Consider the following 17,459-nt stretch of genomic DNA (forward strand, 5'->3'; position numbering starts at 1 on the left):
GGCATGGACGGCACGGGGGATGGGGCCGATCGGCGCGGCCGGGGGATTTTGCCCTCATCCTTGCGCCTGTGCCCGCCCTCGCGGGCGCGACAATGCCAGCCTCCCAGATCGACCCGAACCCATGAGACCCGACCTCGATTCGCTGGCGCTTTTCCTGCGTGCCATTGAGCACGGCAGCCTGTCGAAGGCCGCCGCCGAGAGCCACATGGTGCTGTCGGCCGCGAGCCGCCGCCTGTCCATTCTCGAAGGCCACCTGGGCGTCGCGCTGCTCAACCGCACCTCGAAAGGCGTGACGCCCACCGGCGCCGGCGAGTCGCTCGCCATGCATGCGCGCCAGATCCTGCGCGACGTCGATCGCATGCGCGCCGACCTGTCCGACTACGCACAAGGCGCCACCGGCCGCGTGCGGCTGCATGCCAACGCGTCCGCCATGGGCCAGTTCCTGCCCGACGACGTGGCGAGCTTCCGCCAGCGCTACCCGGAGATCCGTGTGAGCGTGGAGGAGCACCGCAGCGTGTACATCGTGCAGGCCATTCGCGACCGGCAGGCTGACGTGGGCGTCATCACCAGCGAGGCGGCCGACCCGGCGCTCAACTTCATTCCCTACCGCACCGATCGGCTGGTTGCCATCGTGCGGCAGAAGCATCCGTGGCGCGGGCGCGAGGTGTCGTTCGAGGAACTGCTCGATTTCGATTTCGTGGGTCTCGAAGACGATTCCGCCATCTCCCGCACGATGGAAGACGCCGCCATGAGTGCGCGCAAGGTGCTGCGCCTGCGCGTGCGGGTGAAGAGCTTCGAGGCCGTGTGCCGGATGATCGAAGCGGGCATGGGCGTGGGCATCCTGCCAGAGGGTGCTGCTGTGACCTACCGCAAGGAGATGAAGCTGCGCTTCATCAATCTCACCGATGCGTGGGCTTCACGACGGATGTACCTGTGCACGCGGCAGGAGGCGTTGAGCTTTCCGCAGCGCCGGTTGGTCGATCACTTGCTGGCGCGCGGGATGCCGTAGGGCTCGTGCTCGGGTTCGTTCGGGGCGACGCTCACGCCGACGGGGTGCCTTGCTCCGCGAATGCATTTGTTGGCGAGAAGGCGCGACGCGGAATGCCTGAGGCTGGCGGTTAGCGGTTGGGGCAGACCGCCGGCAGATCATCTCCTTTGACGGCGGATGGACCTCTGGCAGCACAATGTGAGTTTGGCGGTCACGCCCGCCGCCTCGTCAACTTGCAACATTTTTTCAGGACTGATGTCGATGATCTACGAACTACGCGTCTATACCGCAATGCCTGGCCGGCTGCCCGACGTTCTTGCCAGATTTCGCGATCACACCGCGGGCATCTGGAACCGGCTGGGAATTCGTCAACTCGGATATTGGACGACTGCAGTCGGACCTGACAGCAACGCGCTTACCTACATGCTTGTCTGGGAGAGCCTGGCCGATCGTGAAGTCAAGTGGGGAAAGTTTGTCGTCGATCCCGAATGGGTCGAGGTCAGAAAGGCGAGCGAGGCAGCCGGACCGATTGTTGCGAAGATGGACAACTCGTTCTTGGCGCCCACCTCTTTCTCGCCTGCGAAATAGTCTCTTCCGCGGCGGACGACACAGTTGGCTGGGACGCGGTATCAACGCCCAATGCCTCTTCAGTCTGTCCTGGAGTGCTAACGACCGGGTCCGCGCACCACCAACGCGTTGGCTGCCGTCGCCAGGGTTGGTTGGGCTGACAGGAATGGCTGCATGGAGCCGACCGAGACCGCCGACATCGGTATTCGCGCGGTTCTTGAAGCGCGTCAAACGAACTGTAGAGCGCGGTTCGTTTGCTGAGGTTGCTCAGGATGTTTTCGCACCGTGCGCTGGCGCACAGACCGAAGGCCAAGGCCACACCATGATCGGGTTGACGGCCATCCGGCGCTGGTAGAGGAAGCTTAAGCACCCGCCCATCAAGAGCGGAGCCTCGATGCAGGAGGGCCGTCACCTCGATGGAGTTCGCGGCAAAGAGCCAAGCGCGTAGACCTGTGTGGCGACCAAACACCCGATATCGCACAGACACGAAACGCCAGACCTGCGATAGTGCGCAGCCGCCTCAAAGAAAGATCTCGAAATGTCTGACGCTCCGTACTTTCATGATGCTTCAGGCTCCGTCCGCTTCTGGGTGGACATGGAAGGCACCCAGTTCGTGAGTGCCAGCATCGGGAGGGAAGCACTGCGTTATCACTTTCGCACGACCGAGAACGCCGACCCGCTTGAAACGTTCAGCCACCATGTCGAAGAGATCGAAGCTGCGGTGCGGCGTCGTCTCTCACAGGGGGCAATGGAGCCGGTGATGCTGCGGGAGAACGATCTTCATGTTCCTGCCCTATGAATTGCAGGAAGGCGACCTGTCATGAGATCAACCGCGCGTAGTTGCGCTGGTTGGCCCGATAGCAATCGCACGCCGCACTTTCCAGTCCCCGGCGATCCGTGATCGTGATGGCGCCACGTCGGTAGTCAATCAGTCGACGCTCGTGCAGCGCGGTCGCGGCATTGGTGATGCCGACCCGACGCACCCCCAGCATGCGGCCCAGCACTTCATGAGTCAGTGCAAGGTGTGTGGAGTGCGCGCAATCCTGGGTCGTCAATAACCAGCGCGCCAGGCGCTCCTCGATCAGATGGAAGCGGTTGCACAGGCCCGAGCGACCCAGTTCCATCAGCAGCACACAGACGTAGCGGTTGAGAACACGCCTGAGCATCGTGTTGTGCTCCAGTTCCTGAGCAAAGGACTGCGCTGTCAGGCGCCAGGCCAGACCGCCGCCCTGAACGAACGCCCGCAACGGCGCGCTCTGAACACCCAACGACAGTTCGTAGCCCAAGGCGCCCTCGTTGCCCACCAAGCCTGTTTGCAGGCCGTCGTGGCCGTCTGCCGTGGAAACCAGTGAAACAAAGGCGCTCGTGGGAAAGTGGATGTGGCGGATGGAATCGCCCGGCTCATAGAGCGTCTGGGACGCCGCCAATGCCACGTTCTCGCATTTTTCGAGTAGACACGCCCTGACCATCGGCGGAAGCACTTCGAGCAGACGGTTGTGAATGGGGCGGGTCGGATGGGATGTCACAGAGCCCCTGTTGAGAGGAGCCAGCGCGAAAATGCGTGACCTGCCGCATTGTTGCCGATGCGATGGCTCACGTCTGTGCGGCGGCGCACCGAGCCTGACCGTCGCCGCGGCGAATCAGCTTGCCACTTGGCGAGGAAGCAGCCGATCCGTTTCGCGCTTCACGACCTCATAGCATTCACAAACCTGCTGTTCCAGGCCCGGGCGGTCGAGCACCGTAATGTGACCTCGCGCGTACTTGATCAGGTTCAGACGCTGCAATTTGCCCGCCGCCTCCGTCACGCCTTCGCGTCTCACGCCGAGCATGTTGGCGATCAGTTCCTGAGTCATGACCAGTTCATTGCCCGGCAATCTGTCCAGGCTCAACAATAGCCAGCGGCACAGCTGCTGCTCGAGCGAATGATGCCGATTGCACACCGCCGTTTGCGACATCTGGGTGATGAGCGATTGGGTGTAGCGCAGCAAGAGGTGAAGCAACGGCCCCCCCTTTTCCGTCAGCTCCTGAATGTGGGTGGCGCTTAGCCTGAAGGCGTTGCCTGCACTTTGCACCACGGCACGATTGGGCGTGCTACCTCCGCCCATCAAGAGCGATACGCCAACCATGCCTTCGAAGCCGACGACCGCGATCTCAGCGGACTGCCCGTTCTCCAGCACGTACAGCAGGGAGACGATGCAATCGATGGGGAAGAAAACGTGTCGCTGCACTACCCCCGACTCGTAGAGCACCTCCCCAAGACGCAGCGGCACCGGCTCGAGGAACGGCTCCATTCGGGCCATCACTTCAAGAGGGATGGCATCCAGCAGTTCGTTGCGTGCGGCGGCCCGGTGCAACGAAGACGAACGAGGAGGCAATGCCATGAGGAAGTCTGCTTCCAAATCTTCATGATTCTGCGACTGAAATCCGGCGTCTGTGCGCCGGCGTACCAACTGCCGAGACATTTTTTGGTGAGGCTGCGTGCGCCAGCGAACAGTCAGGGACTCACTTTCTGGCTGGCGGGGTCCCATAACTTCGCTTTGGAGAGCAACCTAAAGTGCACCATGAACCCCACGGGAAACCGATGCCGAGAACTTGGCGTGCACGGGGCGCGTTCAAGTGGGCGGGTCACGGGGCGGCTCCGGTGGTTTGATAAAGGGACAGAACTTGGCAGGCCTCGTCGGCGATCACCTGCTCTTCGTCGGTGTGCATGACGAACACGGCGACCTGACTGGCTGCGGGATCGGGCGCCACGCCGAGCCAGGCGAGGTGGTGACACACGGCGTTGCGCACAGCCGGCTGGTTCTCTCCGATGCCGGCGGTGAAAACGAGCGCATCGAGCCCGCCGAGCGTGGTGGCGATGGCGGCCACTTCGCGCGCGATCCGCAGTGCATACAACGCCAGCGCTTCGCGAGCTTCGGGCGCGTCGCTCGTGAGCAGTTTGCGCACGTCGCCCGAAACGCCGGAGAGACCTAGTAAGCCCGAGCGGTGATAAAGCATGTCTTCGACCGTGTCGATCGACTGACCCGGTTGCTTGAGCAGATAAAGCAGCGCGCCGGGGTCGAGCGCGCCGCTGCGGGTAGCCATCGGGATGCCGTCGAGCGTGGAGAAGCCCATGCTGGTCTCGCGGCTGGTGCCATGCAGCAAGCCGCACAGGCTGGCGCCACTGCCCAGGTGCGCGACCACCACGCGGCCCGCGGCAATCCCGGGGTGCTGCTGGCGCAGTTGCGACGCGATGAATTTGTACGACAGGCCATGAAAGCCGTAGCGCTTGATGCCTTGGTCGAACAGCACGCGCGGGAGCGCGTAGCGGCGCGATGCAGCGCTCTGGCTGCGGTGGAAGGCCGTGTCGAACGAGGCCGACTGCGGCAGCGCCGGTGCGGCGTGCCGCACCGCATGGATCAGTCGCAGGCTTTGCAGCTGGTGCAGCGGCGCGAGCGGCGCCAGTGCCTCGATAGCGACGAGCGTGTCCTCCGCAATCGCCACCGGGCCGCTGAACTCGTCCCCGCCGTGCACGACGCGGTGACCCGCCGCGACGAGTCGTGCGCCCGGCGCCGCATCGTTCACCCAATCCAGGGCATTCGCGATCACGCTGGACAAGGCATCGGGTGTTGCATCGACCGTGCGGCGGGCGAGGGCGCGTGTCGCGCCGGCATCGATCACGAACAGCCCGAGCTTGATCGACGAAGACCCGGGGTTGAAGGTGAGCATCACATCGCCTGTCATGCGACCATCATGCGTTCATTTCCGCTGCGAGCGAGATTTTTCATCAGCGATAGCCAAGGCACCATTTCGTGTGATCGTGCGAACATGCACTGATTCGCGTATAGATGTCTTTGCTTTGCCCTGCAACTCCAGAGTCATCTCAATCAGGCCGTCGGCAGCCAGCCGCTTCGCTGCTGAAACATCCGCCGACAAAGTGAGCCACCGAGGTGGTGCCATGCGGCCGATCCGCATCAGCAATTGGATGTCCATGATGAGTCCTTGGGATTGGGAGAAACTAGATGCTTGTCATTCGAGGACGTGCAGGGGCAAGCGAATGGTGAAAACGCAACCGGTTCCCGGCACATCTCGAGCTGTCAAGGTGCCGAGGTCAGCCTCAACGCTTCGGCGTGCGATGGACAGGCCCAAGCCAAGGCCGGATTTGTCATGACTGTGTTGATTGAAGGGCTCAAACATCCTGGAAGCGCTTCCGGGCGGAAGTCCTCCGCAGTGGTCTTCGACGTCAATCGATACATGCTCGTCGAGTGCATGAGCTCTTAAGGCAATGATGGTGTGCGGGTGCGTGAACTTGAACGCGTTTTGCAAGAGATTCGCCAGGGCGGCAAGCAGCAGCTCGCGATTGCCACGGATGGCCAGCAGAGGATCGACAGAGCTCACCTCGAAGGGGCAGCGTGCGGCTCCGGCGACGAGCTGCGCGGCGGTTTCGGCATCTTTGATGAACGTGGCGACGGAAAACGTCTGGCGCTGTTCCGGCATGTTGACGCGCACCTCGGCGAGCGTCCGATCGATCAGGGTGACCATCGACGAAAGGCTGCGCTTCAATACGCTCCCCGTGGCACCTCCCAATGTCATGCTGCCGAGTTCGAGGGCATGGATGGCAAGAGTCGCCGTGCCCAGACAGTTGCGCAACTCGTGAGCGAGGAAACCGACACGCTCGGTTGAGTCAAGGCTCTGCTGGCGGGCGATCTGCGTATCGCGCTGGGAGCTGAACTCCGTGACGGCATCGGCAATGGCGTTGTCCAAGCATCGATTCAATGTGCGGAACTCCCCGACGGCAAAGGGAGCATCGCGCTCGAAGGCCATGTCCGTGATCGCTTGGCAAAGGTCGCCATAGTCGTGGACGACTTGATCTACCGTGTACCCCAGTTCGAGCAGCTCCTTGCCGTGGGCCGTGGCGGCTACCCCCATCTCCGACAAGGTCTGCGAATCTCCGCCTGAAGGTCCCGAAATTCTGATGCTGTCCGCCGGTTTGTCATCTTCTTCCGCGGCAAACGTTTGGATCAATTGATCAAGGAACAGCGGAATGCCGTTGGCCAACTGCTGTTCAGTTGCTGCGCGTCTGGGCCTTCGCGCAACTTTTGACTTGCACCGGGAGATCAGTTCATCGCGGTTGTTGGTCAAGAAGTTACGCATGCTCAGACCTCGATGGCTTTCGCCTGATTCATCAATGAACGCTGTCGACTGTGTTTCCGAGGCGCATTGCTCAATCGTTATTCATGCAAAAAGCCTTGTCTGTGCGGTAGCGAACATAGTGCCGATCTATCGCCAAGATCGTTGTTCGGGGCAGCGGGGTGACGAGCTCCTGGGGCGACCGATTGGCACGAGTGCGCCGGCTGGTTCGCTTGTACTTCAGAGGCGGCATGGGGTAGCTGCGCCAAAGAATCAGCTGTGACAGACATGCCCTCAATCGCGAATGCGTAGGCCCTCGTATGTCGGGCATCGTGAAAACAGGCACCCGTAAGGTCAATTAAAAGCGTACGGTCGGAACACGTTCACAGTTCTCGCAATCGCGCGGCAGCTCGAAGTCGTTTCATAGGAGCCCGTTGCAATGTCCGTCCCGCAGTCCCTTTCCCATTCGCACATCGATTTCGTCGGCAGCGATTTCGAAGCCCTAGCTTCGCACATGCATCACTGCGCACGTGCCCACGGGCGATGGTTCTCGCTGCGAAGCCACATGCAACGTGTGCGCGCGCTCGCTGCGGGCCGCATTGTCACGATGGCCTGCGTGGCCGTGGTCCTGGGCATCGGCCTGTTCGCGGTCACTTGAGCGCCGCTGCCGTCGTCGACCGCCTCCAAGGGCTCAGTCACTATGCCCGGACTCTTCTGCTCGGTCCGCACGACCCGGTAGCGCTCCCGATTCGCGCCGAACTCTTCGGTGCCCAACGTTTCGAACAGCACGGCCACAGCCTGGCCGGTGCCCAGGTGGTGGAAGACGAACACCACCGCGCGCGCGAAGGCGCGCTTTTTTTCCCGCGTGTCGATGAGAACCTCGAGTCGCTGCGCGCCGCCTTCGACTACATCGCGCTGATCTCGCTGAGCGGACGCTATGTGTCGCCGGCGGCCGAATGGCTGCTCGACAACTTCCACCTCGTCGAAGCGCAGCTCCAGCAGATCCATGACGGCGTGCCGCGCAGCTACTACGCGCGCCTGCCCAAGCTCGTCACGCCGCCGCTGGCGGGGCTGCCGCGCGTGTACGGCATTGCGTGGGCCTATGTGGCGCACACCGACAGCGTGCTCAACAAGACGCTGTTCACTGCCTTCCTCAACGCCTACCAGGACATCGACGAGCTGATGTTCGGCGAACTGTGGGCGCTGCCCACCACCCTGCGCGTGGTGCTGCTCGAAAACCTGCGCCGCGTGGCCGAGCGCATTGCCGAGAACAAGGTCGCGCGCGAGATCGCGCATGCCGCGTGGGACGCGGCGCCGCACCTCTCGGTGCAAGACCTCGACGTGCTGTACCGCGCGCTGCAGAGCCACGGCCTGCAGGACAGCTACCTCACGCAGCTGTGGCAGCGCCTGCCCGTCGAGCGAGGCGACGACATGCCCACGCTGGTGCGCTGGACCGAACAGCACTGTCCCAACGGCCCGGCGCTGATCGGCGACGCGCAGAACGCGCAGGCCGCGGCCAATCTCACGGTCGGCAACATCATCACGACCTTGCGCATGATCGGCCAGGTCGAGTGGAGCGATCTGATCGAGCCGGTGAGCCGCTCGCTGCGCGTGCTGCGCGAACTTCCCAGCTTTGCGAACGAGAGCGAACTCATGCGCCAGCAGATCACGCATGCGATGGAACAGGTGGCGCGCAGTGCCGAACGGACCGAGCGCGAAGTGGCGCAGGCCGTGGTCACGCTGGCGTCCAGTGCACCGGCCGAGGAAGCCGGCGCCGAGACCGACCGCGCCGACGGCACCGCCGGCTATTACCTCTTCGGCCAGGGCCGGCCTGCGCTGATCGCGTCGCTGCAGGCGAACGCACCGGCGGGCCATGCCGCACGCGCCGCGAGCACACGAAGCCCCGCGCGCAGCCATCGCGGCTGGCGCCTGCCCGTCTACGTGGGGTCGGTTGCCCTCGGCACCGCGCTGCTGCTGGCGGCCGTGGTGCACGGCCTGCCGCATCGCGGCGACTGGACCACCGTCGCGGCGTTGCTGCTGCTCGCATGGCCGCTGTCCGAAGCGCTGATTGCGCTGGCGCAACGCATCATGGCGGAGTCGGTGCGCGTGCAGGCCCTGCCACGCCTCGATTTCGCGAACGGCATTCCCGAACGGCACCGCGCGCTCGTCGTCATGCCCACGATGCTGGGGTCGACCGCGAACAACGCCAAGCTCGCGCACCGGCTCGAACTGCACTGGCTCGCCAACCGCGAGGCGCACGCGCAGTTCGCGCTGTTGACCGACTGGGCCGACGCTTCGCAAGCCTCGATGCCCGACGACGTGCCCTTGCTCGATGATGCCCAGCAACGCATCGCCGCGCTCAACGCCAAGTACCCACCGGCCGAAGGCGCCGCGCCACGCTTCCTGCTGCTGCACCGTCCGCGAAACTGGAGCGAGACCGAACAGCGCTGGATGGGCTGGGAGCGCAAGCGCGGCAAGCTCGAAATGCTCGTGCGCCTGCTGGCCAGCGGCGACGCCAGCGGCTTTCTCCCGCTCGCACCGGGCCAGCAGCTCGCGCCCGGCCGCACGCCCTATGTGCTGACGCTCGACAGCGACACGGGCCTGCCGCCCGGCGCGCTGCGCGACCTCGTGTCCATCGCCGCGCATCCGCTGAACGCGCCCGAGATCGACGTGCCAAGCCGGCGCGTGGTCGCGGGCTTCGGCATTCTTCAGCCGCGCATCGTCACGCCGTTCCCGATGCGCAGCGAGCGCTCCTTCTTCCACTGGGTGTTCGCCGGGCAGTGCGGGCTCGACCCCTACGGCAGCGGCGCCTCCGACATCTACCAGGACGTGTTCGGCAGCGGCTCCTTCACCGGCAAGGGCTTGCTCAACGTGCGCGCCGTGCACGCCACGCTGAACGACCGCCTGCCCGACAGCGCCGTGCTGAGCCATGACCTGCTCGAAGGCAGCGTCGCGCGCTGCGCGATGGTCAGCGACGTGGTGCTGGTCGAAGACCATCCGCACCATGCCGGCGTGGCCGCCTCGCGCGTGCACCGCTGGGTGCGCGGCGACTGGCAGCTGCTGCCACTGATGTGGCGTGCGCGCCGCTTCGGCATCGACGCGCTGGGCCTCTGGAAAATGTGCGACAACCTGCGCCGCTCGCTGGTCGCACCAGCATCTTTCGCGCTGCTGGTGCTGGTGATCTTCACGCAGGCCATGCCGCTCGGCTGGGCGCTGGCTGCCGTCGGCGCGGCGCTCACGCTGGGCCCGCTGCTGGGCGCGCTGGCCGGCCTGGTGCCGACACGGCGCGCCATCGAGCTGCGCCACTTCTTCGATGTGGGCACGGTCGAGTTGTTGCGCGCCATGGCCGGCGCAGCCTGGCAGTTTGTGCAGCTGGCGGCGCAGACGCGCCTGCTGCTCGACGCGGCCTTCCTCGCCACCTGGCGGCTGGTCGTGAGCCGCAGGCACCTGCTGCAATGGACGACAGCCGACCAGGCGCAGGCGCAATCGAGCCAGCGCCTGAAGCCTTTCGTGCGCAGCGCGGCCCTCAGCAGCGCGGTGTCCCTGGCGCTCGCCATCCTCGCGAACCGGAGCGCCCACCCGGTGCTCGGGCCCCTGCTCTTCGTGCTCTGGTCCCTGGCGCCCCTCGCGGCCTGGTGGGGCAGCCGCGTCGATGCACACGCCGAAGACCCGCTCGAGCCCGAAGATCGCAGCTACCTCGAGAAGCTGGCGCACGACACCTGGCGCTTCTTCGAGCACGTGGTGGGCCCGGACGACAACCACCTGCCGCCCGACAACCTGCAGCTCGAACCGCAGCCGACGATTGCGCACCGCACCTCGCCGACCAACATCGGCTTGTACCTGCTGGCCACCTGCTGCGCGCGCGAGTTCGGCTGGATCGACACCGGCTCTTTGCTGGCGCGCATCACCGCCACGCTCGACACCGTCGACCGCATGCAGAAGCACGACGGCCACCTGTTCAACTGGTACGACACGCAGACGCTCAAGCCGCTGCCGCCCGACTATGTGTCCAGCGTCGACAGCGGCAACTTCGCGGGCCACCTCGTGGCCGTGGCGCAGGCCTGCCGCGCCTTCGCGGCGAAAGCAAGCTGCCAACTCCACGAAGCCCCCACGCTGGAAGCACTGGCCCGACGCTGCGACGCGCTGCACGACGGCATGGATTTCAGCGGCCTCTACGACGCCAAGCGCCACCTGTTCCACATCGGCCTGCGCGTCGAAGAGAACGTGCTCGACGCCAGCTACTACGACCTGCTGGCCTCCGAGTCGCGCCTGTTGAGCTTCCTTGCGATTGCGAAGGGCGACGTGCCGCGCCGCCACTGGATGGCGCTGGGCCGGCCGTTCCTGCTGGTGGGCTTCAAGCCCAGCCTGAAGTCGTGGTCGGGCTCGATGTTCGAGTACCTGATGCCCGCGCTCGTGATGACCGAGCCCACCGACGGCCTGCTGCAGGTGGCCAATGCCGCGGCCATCGCCGAGCAGCAGGCCTTCGGCCGTGCGCAGAGCATGCCGTGGGGCGTGTCCGAGTCGGCCTACTTCGCGCAAGACCATTCGCTGGCGTACCAGTACTCGCCCTTCGGCGTGCCGCGCCTGGCGCTGCGGCGCACGCCACCCACCGACCGCGTGGTGGCGCCCTACGCCAGCCTGATGGCTGCGCCCTTCGCGCCCGAAGCGGCCGTCATCAATCTCGAGCTGCTCGAATCGCTCGGCGCGCGCGGCGAGTTCGGTTTTCATGACGCGATCGACTTCACCACCTCGCGCCAGACCGAGGGGCAGGAGTTCACTGTCGTGCGCAACTTCATGGCGCACCACCAGGGCATGTCGCTGGTGGCGCTGTGCAACGTGCTGCGCGACGACGCGCCGCGCCGCTGGTTCGGCAGTGCCGCGCTGGTGCAGGCGCACGAGTCGCTGCTGCATGAGCGCACGCCGCGCCAGATCATCGGCAGCGCCGACCCGCGCACGCCGCCCGAGCCCAGCCGGGCCGAGCTGGCGCCGCTGTTCCAGCCGCGCGTGGTCGATCCGACGGGGCCGGGCTTCCAGCCCACGCACCTGTTGTCGAACGGCCGCTATACGGTGGCGCTGCGGGCCAACGGCGCCGGCGTGAGCCGCTGGCGCGCGTTCAACGTGACGCGCTGGCGCGACGATCCGCTGCGCGACAGCTACGGCACCTTCTTCTATGTGCGCGATATCGAAAAAGACGGAGGGCAAAGCGAGCTCACCTCGCTCACCGCCCTGCCTGCGCCCGGCGCCGACTGGCACTATCGCACCCGCTTCCTGGCCGACCAGGTGCAGTTCGATGCGACCGGCCCCGGCCTGCAGGTGCGCACCACGGTGCTCATCAGCCCCGAGGACGACACCGAGCTGCGCAACATCACGCTGCACAACAGCGGTGACGAAACGCGCACGCTCGAACTCGTCTCGTACTTCGAGCCGGTGCTGTCGAACCCGAAGGCCGACGAGGCGCATCCGGCCTTTGCCAACCTGTTCGTCGAATCGCGCTGGGAGCCCGCGTGGCGCGCGCTGCTGCTGTCGCGCAGGCCGCGCCTGCACGGCGATGCGGTGGTCGCCGCGGTGCACTTCGTGGCTTCGGTCGATGCCAACGTGCTGTCGATCGACAGCATGACCGATCGGCGCGTCTTCATCGGCCGCAACCGCACGCTGGCCGACCCTGCGCTCGACAGGCAACCGCTCACGGCCCAGGGCAAGCAGGTGAACGGCCTGGACCCCATCGCCTGCCTGCGCGTGCGCCTGTCGATTGCCCCGGGCACCACCGCACGCCTGAGCTTCGCCACCGCTGCCGACGAGAGCATCGAGGCGCTGATGCCCCGCATCGACCGCTACCTGCAACCGATGCACGTGGAGCGCGCCACCCGCATGGCGGCCACGCTGGCGCAGGTGCGGCTGCGCGACCTGAGCATCGCCCCCGCACAGAACCTGGCGCTGCAGGACCTGACAACCGTCCTCACCTACACCACGCCGCGCGTGATGAGCGACCGCGGGCTGATCGACCTGCGCCAGATCTGGCGCTTCGGCATTTCGGGCGACAAGCCCATCGTGCTGGTGTACATCCACTCGATGAACGGCATGGGGCTCATCAACACGCTGCTGCGCGCGCAGCCGTGGTGGGGTTTCGGTGGCGTGGCCTGCGACCTCGTGGTGCTCAACAGCGAGCCGAGTTCGTACCTGATGCCGCTGCAGCGCGAGATCGAGACGCTGCGCTCGCGCGTCGCGCAGCAGACGCAGCACAGCTTTCCGCGCAACGACACCGCCAGCTTCTACCTCTTGCGCGACCAGGACGTGGTGCCGTCGGAAAAGGCCGCGCTCTCCAGCCTGGCGCGCGTGGTGTTCACGGCCGACGGCCGCGCGCTCGAAGTGCAGGTGGCGGCGCTGCAAGAGGCACGCAGCCCGGCGATTGCGGACGACAGCAGCGCACCGGTGCAACACCGCACGCCGCTGTTCAACCGACAGGCCGCCTCGCCAACCAACACAGCCCCCACCGGCGACTTCGACGCCGAGAGCGGTGAGTTCCGCTTCGAGGTCGGCCCCGATCGCCGCACGCTGCGCCCATGGATCAACGTGATCGCCAACGCCGCCTTCGGCTTCCAGGTGTCCGAATGGGGCACTGGCTACACCTGGGCCGGCAACAGCCGCATGCACCAGGTCACGCCGTGGTCCAACGACCCGGTGCAGGACCCGGCTTTCGAGCATTACCTGCTGCAGGACGTGGCGACGCGAGAGATGCTGCCGCTCACGCCCGCCGGCGGCGGCGGCGCCAACCGCCACCTCGTACGGCACGGGCAGGGCTACTCGGTTTTCGAATACCGCCAAGGCGAGCTCGTGCTCGAAACCACTTTCTTCGCGGACCGCGACGAAGCCATCAAGCTGGTGCACGTGCGCGTGCGCAACGAAGGCGCCGGCCAGCGCCGCCTGCGCGCGCTCGCAATGGTCGAGTGGCAGCTGGGTGCCGCGCGCGGCGAACGGCGCACCGTGCACTGCTGGAAGCCCGAAGACCAGCCGGCCGTGTTCGGCCAGCAGCGCGAATCGAGCACGGGCTTCGGCGGCAGCACGGCCTTCCTGCTGTTCGCGGGCCTGCAAGGCACGACGACCGGAGCCACGCAATGGACCTGCGACCGCAGCGAATTCTTCGCCGGCCGCGGCATCGTCGAAGTGCCCGACACGCTGGCGCGCCGCGCCGGCAGCGGGCTCGATGCCTGCGCAGCCACCGGCGGCGAATTCGTCGTTGCATCCGGCGAAACCGCGAGCTTCACTTTCGTGCTCGGCCACGCCGGCACGGCAGACGCCGCGCTCGAACTTGCACGCCGCTGGCGGCAGCGCGATGTGCCCGAGGCATTGGCGCAGGTGCGCGGCTTCTGGGATGACCTGCTGGGCCGCCTGCAGGTGCGCACGCCCGACCCGCTGTTCGATGCGCTGGTCAATCGTTGGCTCGTGTACCAGACGCTGGCGTGCCGGCTCTGGTCGAAAGCCGGCTTTTACCAGGCCGGCGGCGCCTTCGGCTTTCGCGACCAGCTGCAGGACGCAATGGCCTTTGCACTCACCGACCCGCCGCGCCTGCGCGAGCAGATCCTCGTGAACGCGGCGCGCCAGTTTCCCGAAGGCGACGTGCAGCACTGGTGGCACATGCCCGGTGGAGCCGGTGTGCGCACGCATTTCTCCGACGACCTGCTGTGGCTGCCGTACGCGTCGGCGCACTACGTCGAGGTGACGGGCGACGCCTCGCTGCTCGACGAGATGGTCGGCTTCATCGAAGGCCCTGGCATTCCCGAGGGCGCGGAAGACGCCTACTACGCGCCGCAGCACAGCGGCTGCATGGCCACCGTGTTCGATCACGGCGCGCGCGCCATCGACCGCAGCCTCAAGATCGGCGTGCACGGCCTGCCGCTGATGGGCACCGGCGACTGGAACGACGGCATGAATCGCGTCGGCCACGAAGGACGCGGCGAATCGGTGTGGCTCGCATGGTTCCTGTGCAGCGTGGTCGAGCGCTTTGCGCCGCTTGCCGAAGCACGCGGCGAACACGAACGCGCCGCGCGCTGGACCGAGGCACGCACCGGCTGGATCGCCGCGCTGCACGACGCCGGCTGGGATGGCGCCTGGTTCCGCCGCGCCTTTTTCGACAACGGCGTGCCGCTGGGCTCGTCGACCAACGACGAGTGCCGCATCGACCTGATCGCGCAGGCCTGGTCGGTGCTGTCGGGCGCCTCGGACGCGGCCTACACCGGCCCGGCCATGGCCGCCGTCAAATCGCAGTTGCACGACGAGCCAGCCGGCCTGCTGCAGCTGCTGGCGCCACCGTTTGCCCAGTCGATCAACAACCCGGGCTACATCCAGGCCTACCCGCGCGGCGTGCGCGAGAACGGCGGCCAGTACTCGCACGGCGCGGTGTGGGCGCTCATGGCGCAGGCGCTGCAGGGCGACCATGAAGCGGCCTGGCAGAGCTTCGAGGGCCTGAGCCCGGCCCACCGTTCGCGGCACCCCGAGCGCGGCCCGGTCTACGAGCTGGAGCCCTACGTGATGGCGGGCGACGTCTACGGCGCCGCGCCCTATGTGGGCCGGGGCGGCTGGAGCTGGTACACCGGCTCGGCCGCGTGGCTGCACCGCGCGGCCGTCGAGACCTTGCTGGGTCTGAACGTGAAGGGCAAACAGCTGTCGATGACGCCGCATGTGCCCGCGCACTGGCAAGGCTTCGAGATCGCGCTAAGGCTCGGAGTGCGCGAGTTCACGCTGCAGTGGGGCGACATGGAAGGCGCCTCGACACCCACACACCAACTGGCGGCGGGCGACTGGATCGATTGGCACGCACTGCCGCCAAATTCGACCGTACGGGTTTTGGCATAGAGCAACCTGGCTGGCCACCAGGGAGTCTGGATGTGCAGGGTAACTGTCGGAGGCGAAATCGTGATGAAGGCGGCTGCTTGGCATCGATGCCGACAGGCGCACCCCAAGGAGCAGCTATTGACGGAACAGCGAATGGCTAGCCTCGGTAGTAGCGGACACTGCGGTAACAGGTCCGACCGGCTGCATCCGGTCTGGAGCGGGCCTACCTGAAGGGCGGCTACGCGGCGGTTGCCGACATTCGACGGACTCGCGCGAATAGGTACTATCGGCCACAAGCCGACCTTCACAGCGCCAGCCACTTGTAACTACGCAGGGGGCCGCGCCGCTATAGTTGCGCGACCATCAACGCGATAGGCCATGAAATCTGACGACCCTCAAGTCTGGACAGACTACTACCAGCGCAAGAAGGCGCAGCGGCTCGAAGAGGCGACTGCTCAGTGGGAACGCATGCGCCGAGCGGGCGTCCGAGTAGACACCGATCTGATCATCGATTTCCTGATGTTTGGAACCTCGAGGGAGGCGGTGGAAGCCCTCGCTTCGCAACTGTCCGAGAACTACCAGGCAGAAGTGTTGGAGGATGCACGACCGGGATATTGGCTTGTAAAGGCCACAACGAGACCCTACGCGATAACGCTCGGCGACGGACAGTTGAATGCATGGGTCGAGTTCGTCGCTGATGTCGCTCAATCCCATGCTTGCGTGTTTTCGACTTGGAAACTGGAGGCTCCTGACCTCGGCCAGAGCTTTCTCAGCGAGCAGGTCGAGAGCGCAAGCTGAGAGGCCGGCCGCGGCCAGGACCGGACTTTCGCGGGCTCTCCGCAGCTTCTCCCCAAAGCGGCTTGCAGCATGCAATCACCACACATTGAACAACTTTCACGGTCCCTTGTTGCTCTGGGCGAAAGGAGCAAGGCCTCGTTTTGCATCTGGATCGCAGGTCAAGTGCGAGATGCGCTCACGCCTGAAGAAGCCCAGCGAGTTGGGATCAGCCATGTTGTCGCGACGCTTCAGGCTTGGGAGGCAGGCAGTCAAGCTACGGGCGATCAGCTGAACGAACTGCTCATGAATGCCAGTGATGAAGGGCTGTACGCTTATCTTCGTCGCGGGCCGAATGAAACTGACACTGCGATCGAGGCCGTCGGCGGCTCGGTTTGCTACATTGCTTGGATAGCCTATACAAGAGCCGGGGAGCACCTCCCGGATGGCATCGATCAGGTAAATGACGATTTCATCACATGGATAGTTCAGCAGGCTGTTGAATGTCGGGCTGTTACGCACGAGGCCTGCTTGGCAGTCGTACACGAATTGGCATCTTCTAGATGAAGGTCGAGGCTTGAGGCATTCGCGTGACGGGCAGAATCCGGCCAGAACCCGACGTTCAAAAACGGAGCACCGCTTTGCTGACTACCGATCGAATTGCACTTGTGCAGGCGACCCTTAATGAGGTCGCAGCATTACGGTCCAACAAGTTTCATGGCGATGATGAAACAGTATTGCGCTTGCTCGGCGAATATGGAGAGACATCCGATGTGGCCGAACTGCTTTGGGCTGATCTGCCTACCACCTATCGCCGCGAAGACGCTGCTGACCTGTTGACCCTGTGGGCGTGGCGAACAAAAGACAATGGTGCGCAAATCATGCGCACCCTAGAGGGCTGGGTCAGCGAATGCTCTGACGAGAGCAAAGTCTGGGTCGCATTGCATCAAGATGCATTCCCGTTTATCGACCACAGGAACCGTATCGACCATCTGCTCAGGGTGAAGTCGACCTTCCCGGCGCTAGGGCAACACTGCCAATCAATGATTGACCAGAGCTGGCGATGGCTGGAGGCTAAGGTCTGAGGGACTCGTTTGCAAAACGCCAGCGAAGCAGTGTGATGGCGCTGGCGTATTGCTGGAACGGCGGCTTTGGAGCGCGGCCAACTTCGGCTTCGGGCCCAAAGCAGAAG

The 17,459-nt window shown here is 65.2% G+C and carries 12 protein-coding genes; 7 read left to right on the plus strand and 5 right to left on the minus strand.

Translation table 11 applies throughout. The features are described 5' to 3' along the window. The first annotated feature begins 121 nt into the window (after window positions 1-121). The 3 genes from ACCC97_RS24885 (at window position 122) to ACCC97_RS24895 (ending at window position 2,354) form a co-directional block, all read left to right on the plus strand. Entirely contained in the window at window positions 122-1,009 is an 888-nt protein-coding gene (locus ACCC97_RS24885; protein ID WP_007839079.1) for a LysR family transcriptional regulator, read from the plus strand. 156 nt (window positions 1,010-1,165) lie between these two features. Next, the gene (locus tag ACCC97_RS24890; RefSeq protein ID WP_337459824.1) at window positions 1,166-1,576 is read left to right on the plus strand and encodes an NIPSNAP family protein; all 411 of its coding nucleotides are present in this window, start codon (window positions 1,166-1,168) and stop codon (window positions 1,574-1,576) included. A gap of 517 nt (window positions 1,577-2,093) precedes the next feature. Then, window positions 2,094-2,354, plus strand: coding sequence for a DUF1488 family protein (locus tag ACCC97_RS24895; RefSeq protein ID WP_007839081.1), 261 nt, complete (start codon window positions 2,094-2,096; stop codon window positions 2,352-2,354). A 19-nt stretch (window positions 2,355-2,373) separates the two neighbouring features. Here the strand turns inward: ACCC97_RS24895 and ACCC97_RS24900 are convergent, their stop codons facing one another. From ACCC97_RS24900 to ACCC97_RS24920, 5 genes are all read right to left on the minus strand, one after another. Further along, entirely contained in the window at window positions 2,374-3,081 is a 708-nt protein-coding gene (locus ACCC97_RS24900) for a Crp/Fnr family transcriptional regulator (protein WP_042674531.1), read from the minus strand. A 114-nt stretch (window positions 3,082-3,195) separates the two neighbouring features. Next, complete coding sequence (locus ACCC97_RS24905; protein WP_007839084.1) at window positions 3,196-3,936, minus strand: Crp/Fnr family transcriptional regulator; 741 nt, start codon at window positions 3,934-3,936, stop codon at window positions 3,196-3,198. A gap of 244 nt (window positions 3,937-4,180) precedes the next feature. Then, window positions 4,181-5,278, minus strand: a complete 1,098-nt coding sequence (locus ACCC97_RS24910) for an acetate/propionate family kinase (protein WP_413335617.1) — start codon at window positions 5,276-5,278, stop codon at window positions 4,181-4,183. Between the two features lie 15 nt (window positions 5,279-5,293). Then, entirely contained in the window at window positions 5,294-5,527 is a 234-nt protein-coding gene (locus tag ACCC97_RS24915) for a hypothetical protein (protein WP_081502714.1), read from the minus strand. Between the two features lie 36 nt (window positions 5,528-5,563). After that, window positions 5,564-6,688 carry a sensor histidine kinase gene (locus ACCC97_RS24920; RefSeq protein ID WP_007839088.1) on the minus strand — a complete coding sequence of 375 codons (1,125 nt, stop codon included), beginning with the start codon at window positions 6,686-6,688 and terminating at the stop codon, window positions 5,564-5,566. A 630-nt stretch (window positions 6,689-7,318) separates the two neighbouring features. Between ACCC97_RS24920 and ACCC97_RS24925 the strand changes: the two genes are divergently transcribed. From ACCC97_RS24925 to ACCC97_RS24940, 4 genes are all read left to right on the plus strand, one after another. Further along, window positions 7,319-15,514, plus strand: coding sequence for a GH36-type glycosyl hydrolase domain-containing protein (locus ACCC97_RS24925; RefSeq protein WP_413335619.1), 8,196 nt, complete (start codon window positions 7,319-7,321; stop codon window positions 15,512-15,514). Between the two features lie 357 nt (window positions 15,515-15,871). Continuing rightward, window positions 15,872-16,291 (plus strand): hypothetical protein, encoded by a 420-nt coding sequence (locus tag ACCC97_RS24930; protein ID WP_413335621.1) that lies wholly within the window; start codon window positions 15,872-15,874, stop codon window positions 16,289-16,291. 69 nt (window positions 16,292-16,360) lie between these two features. Further along, window positions 16,361-16,834, plus strand: coding sequence for an Imm6 family immunity protein (locus ACCC97_RS24935; RefSeq protein ID WP_413335622.1), 474 nt, complete (start codon window positions 16,361-16,363; stop codon window positions 16,832-16,834). A gap of 74 nt (window positions 16,835-16,908) precedes the next feature. Continuing rightward, complete coding sequence (locus ACCC97_RS24940) at window positions 16,909-17,352, plus strand: hypothetical protein (protein ID WP_413335624.1); 444 nt, start codon at window positions 16,909-16,911, stop codon at window positions 17,350-17,352. The last annotated feature ends 107 nt before the right edge of the window (window positions 17,353-17,459 follow it).

Source organism: Variovorax sp. Varisp85 (genome assembly GCF_047304045.1).
Taxonomy (GTDB): Bacteria; Pseudomonadota; Gammaproteobacteria; order Burkholderiales; family Burkholderiaceae_C; genus Variovorax.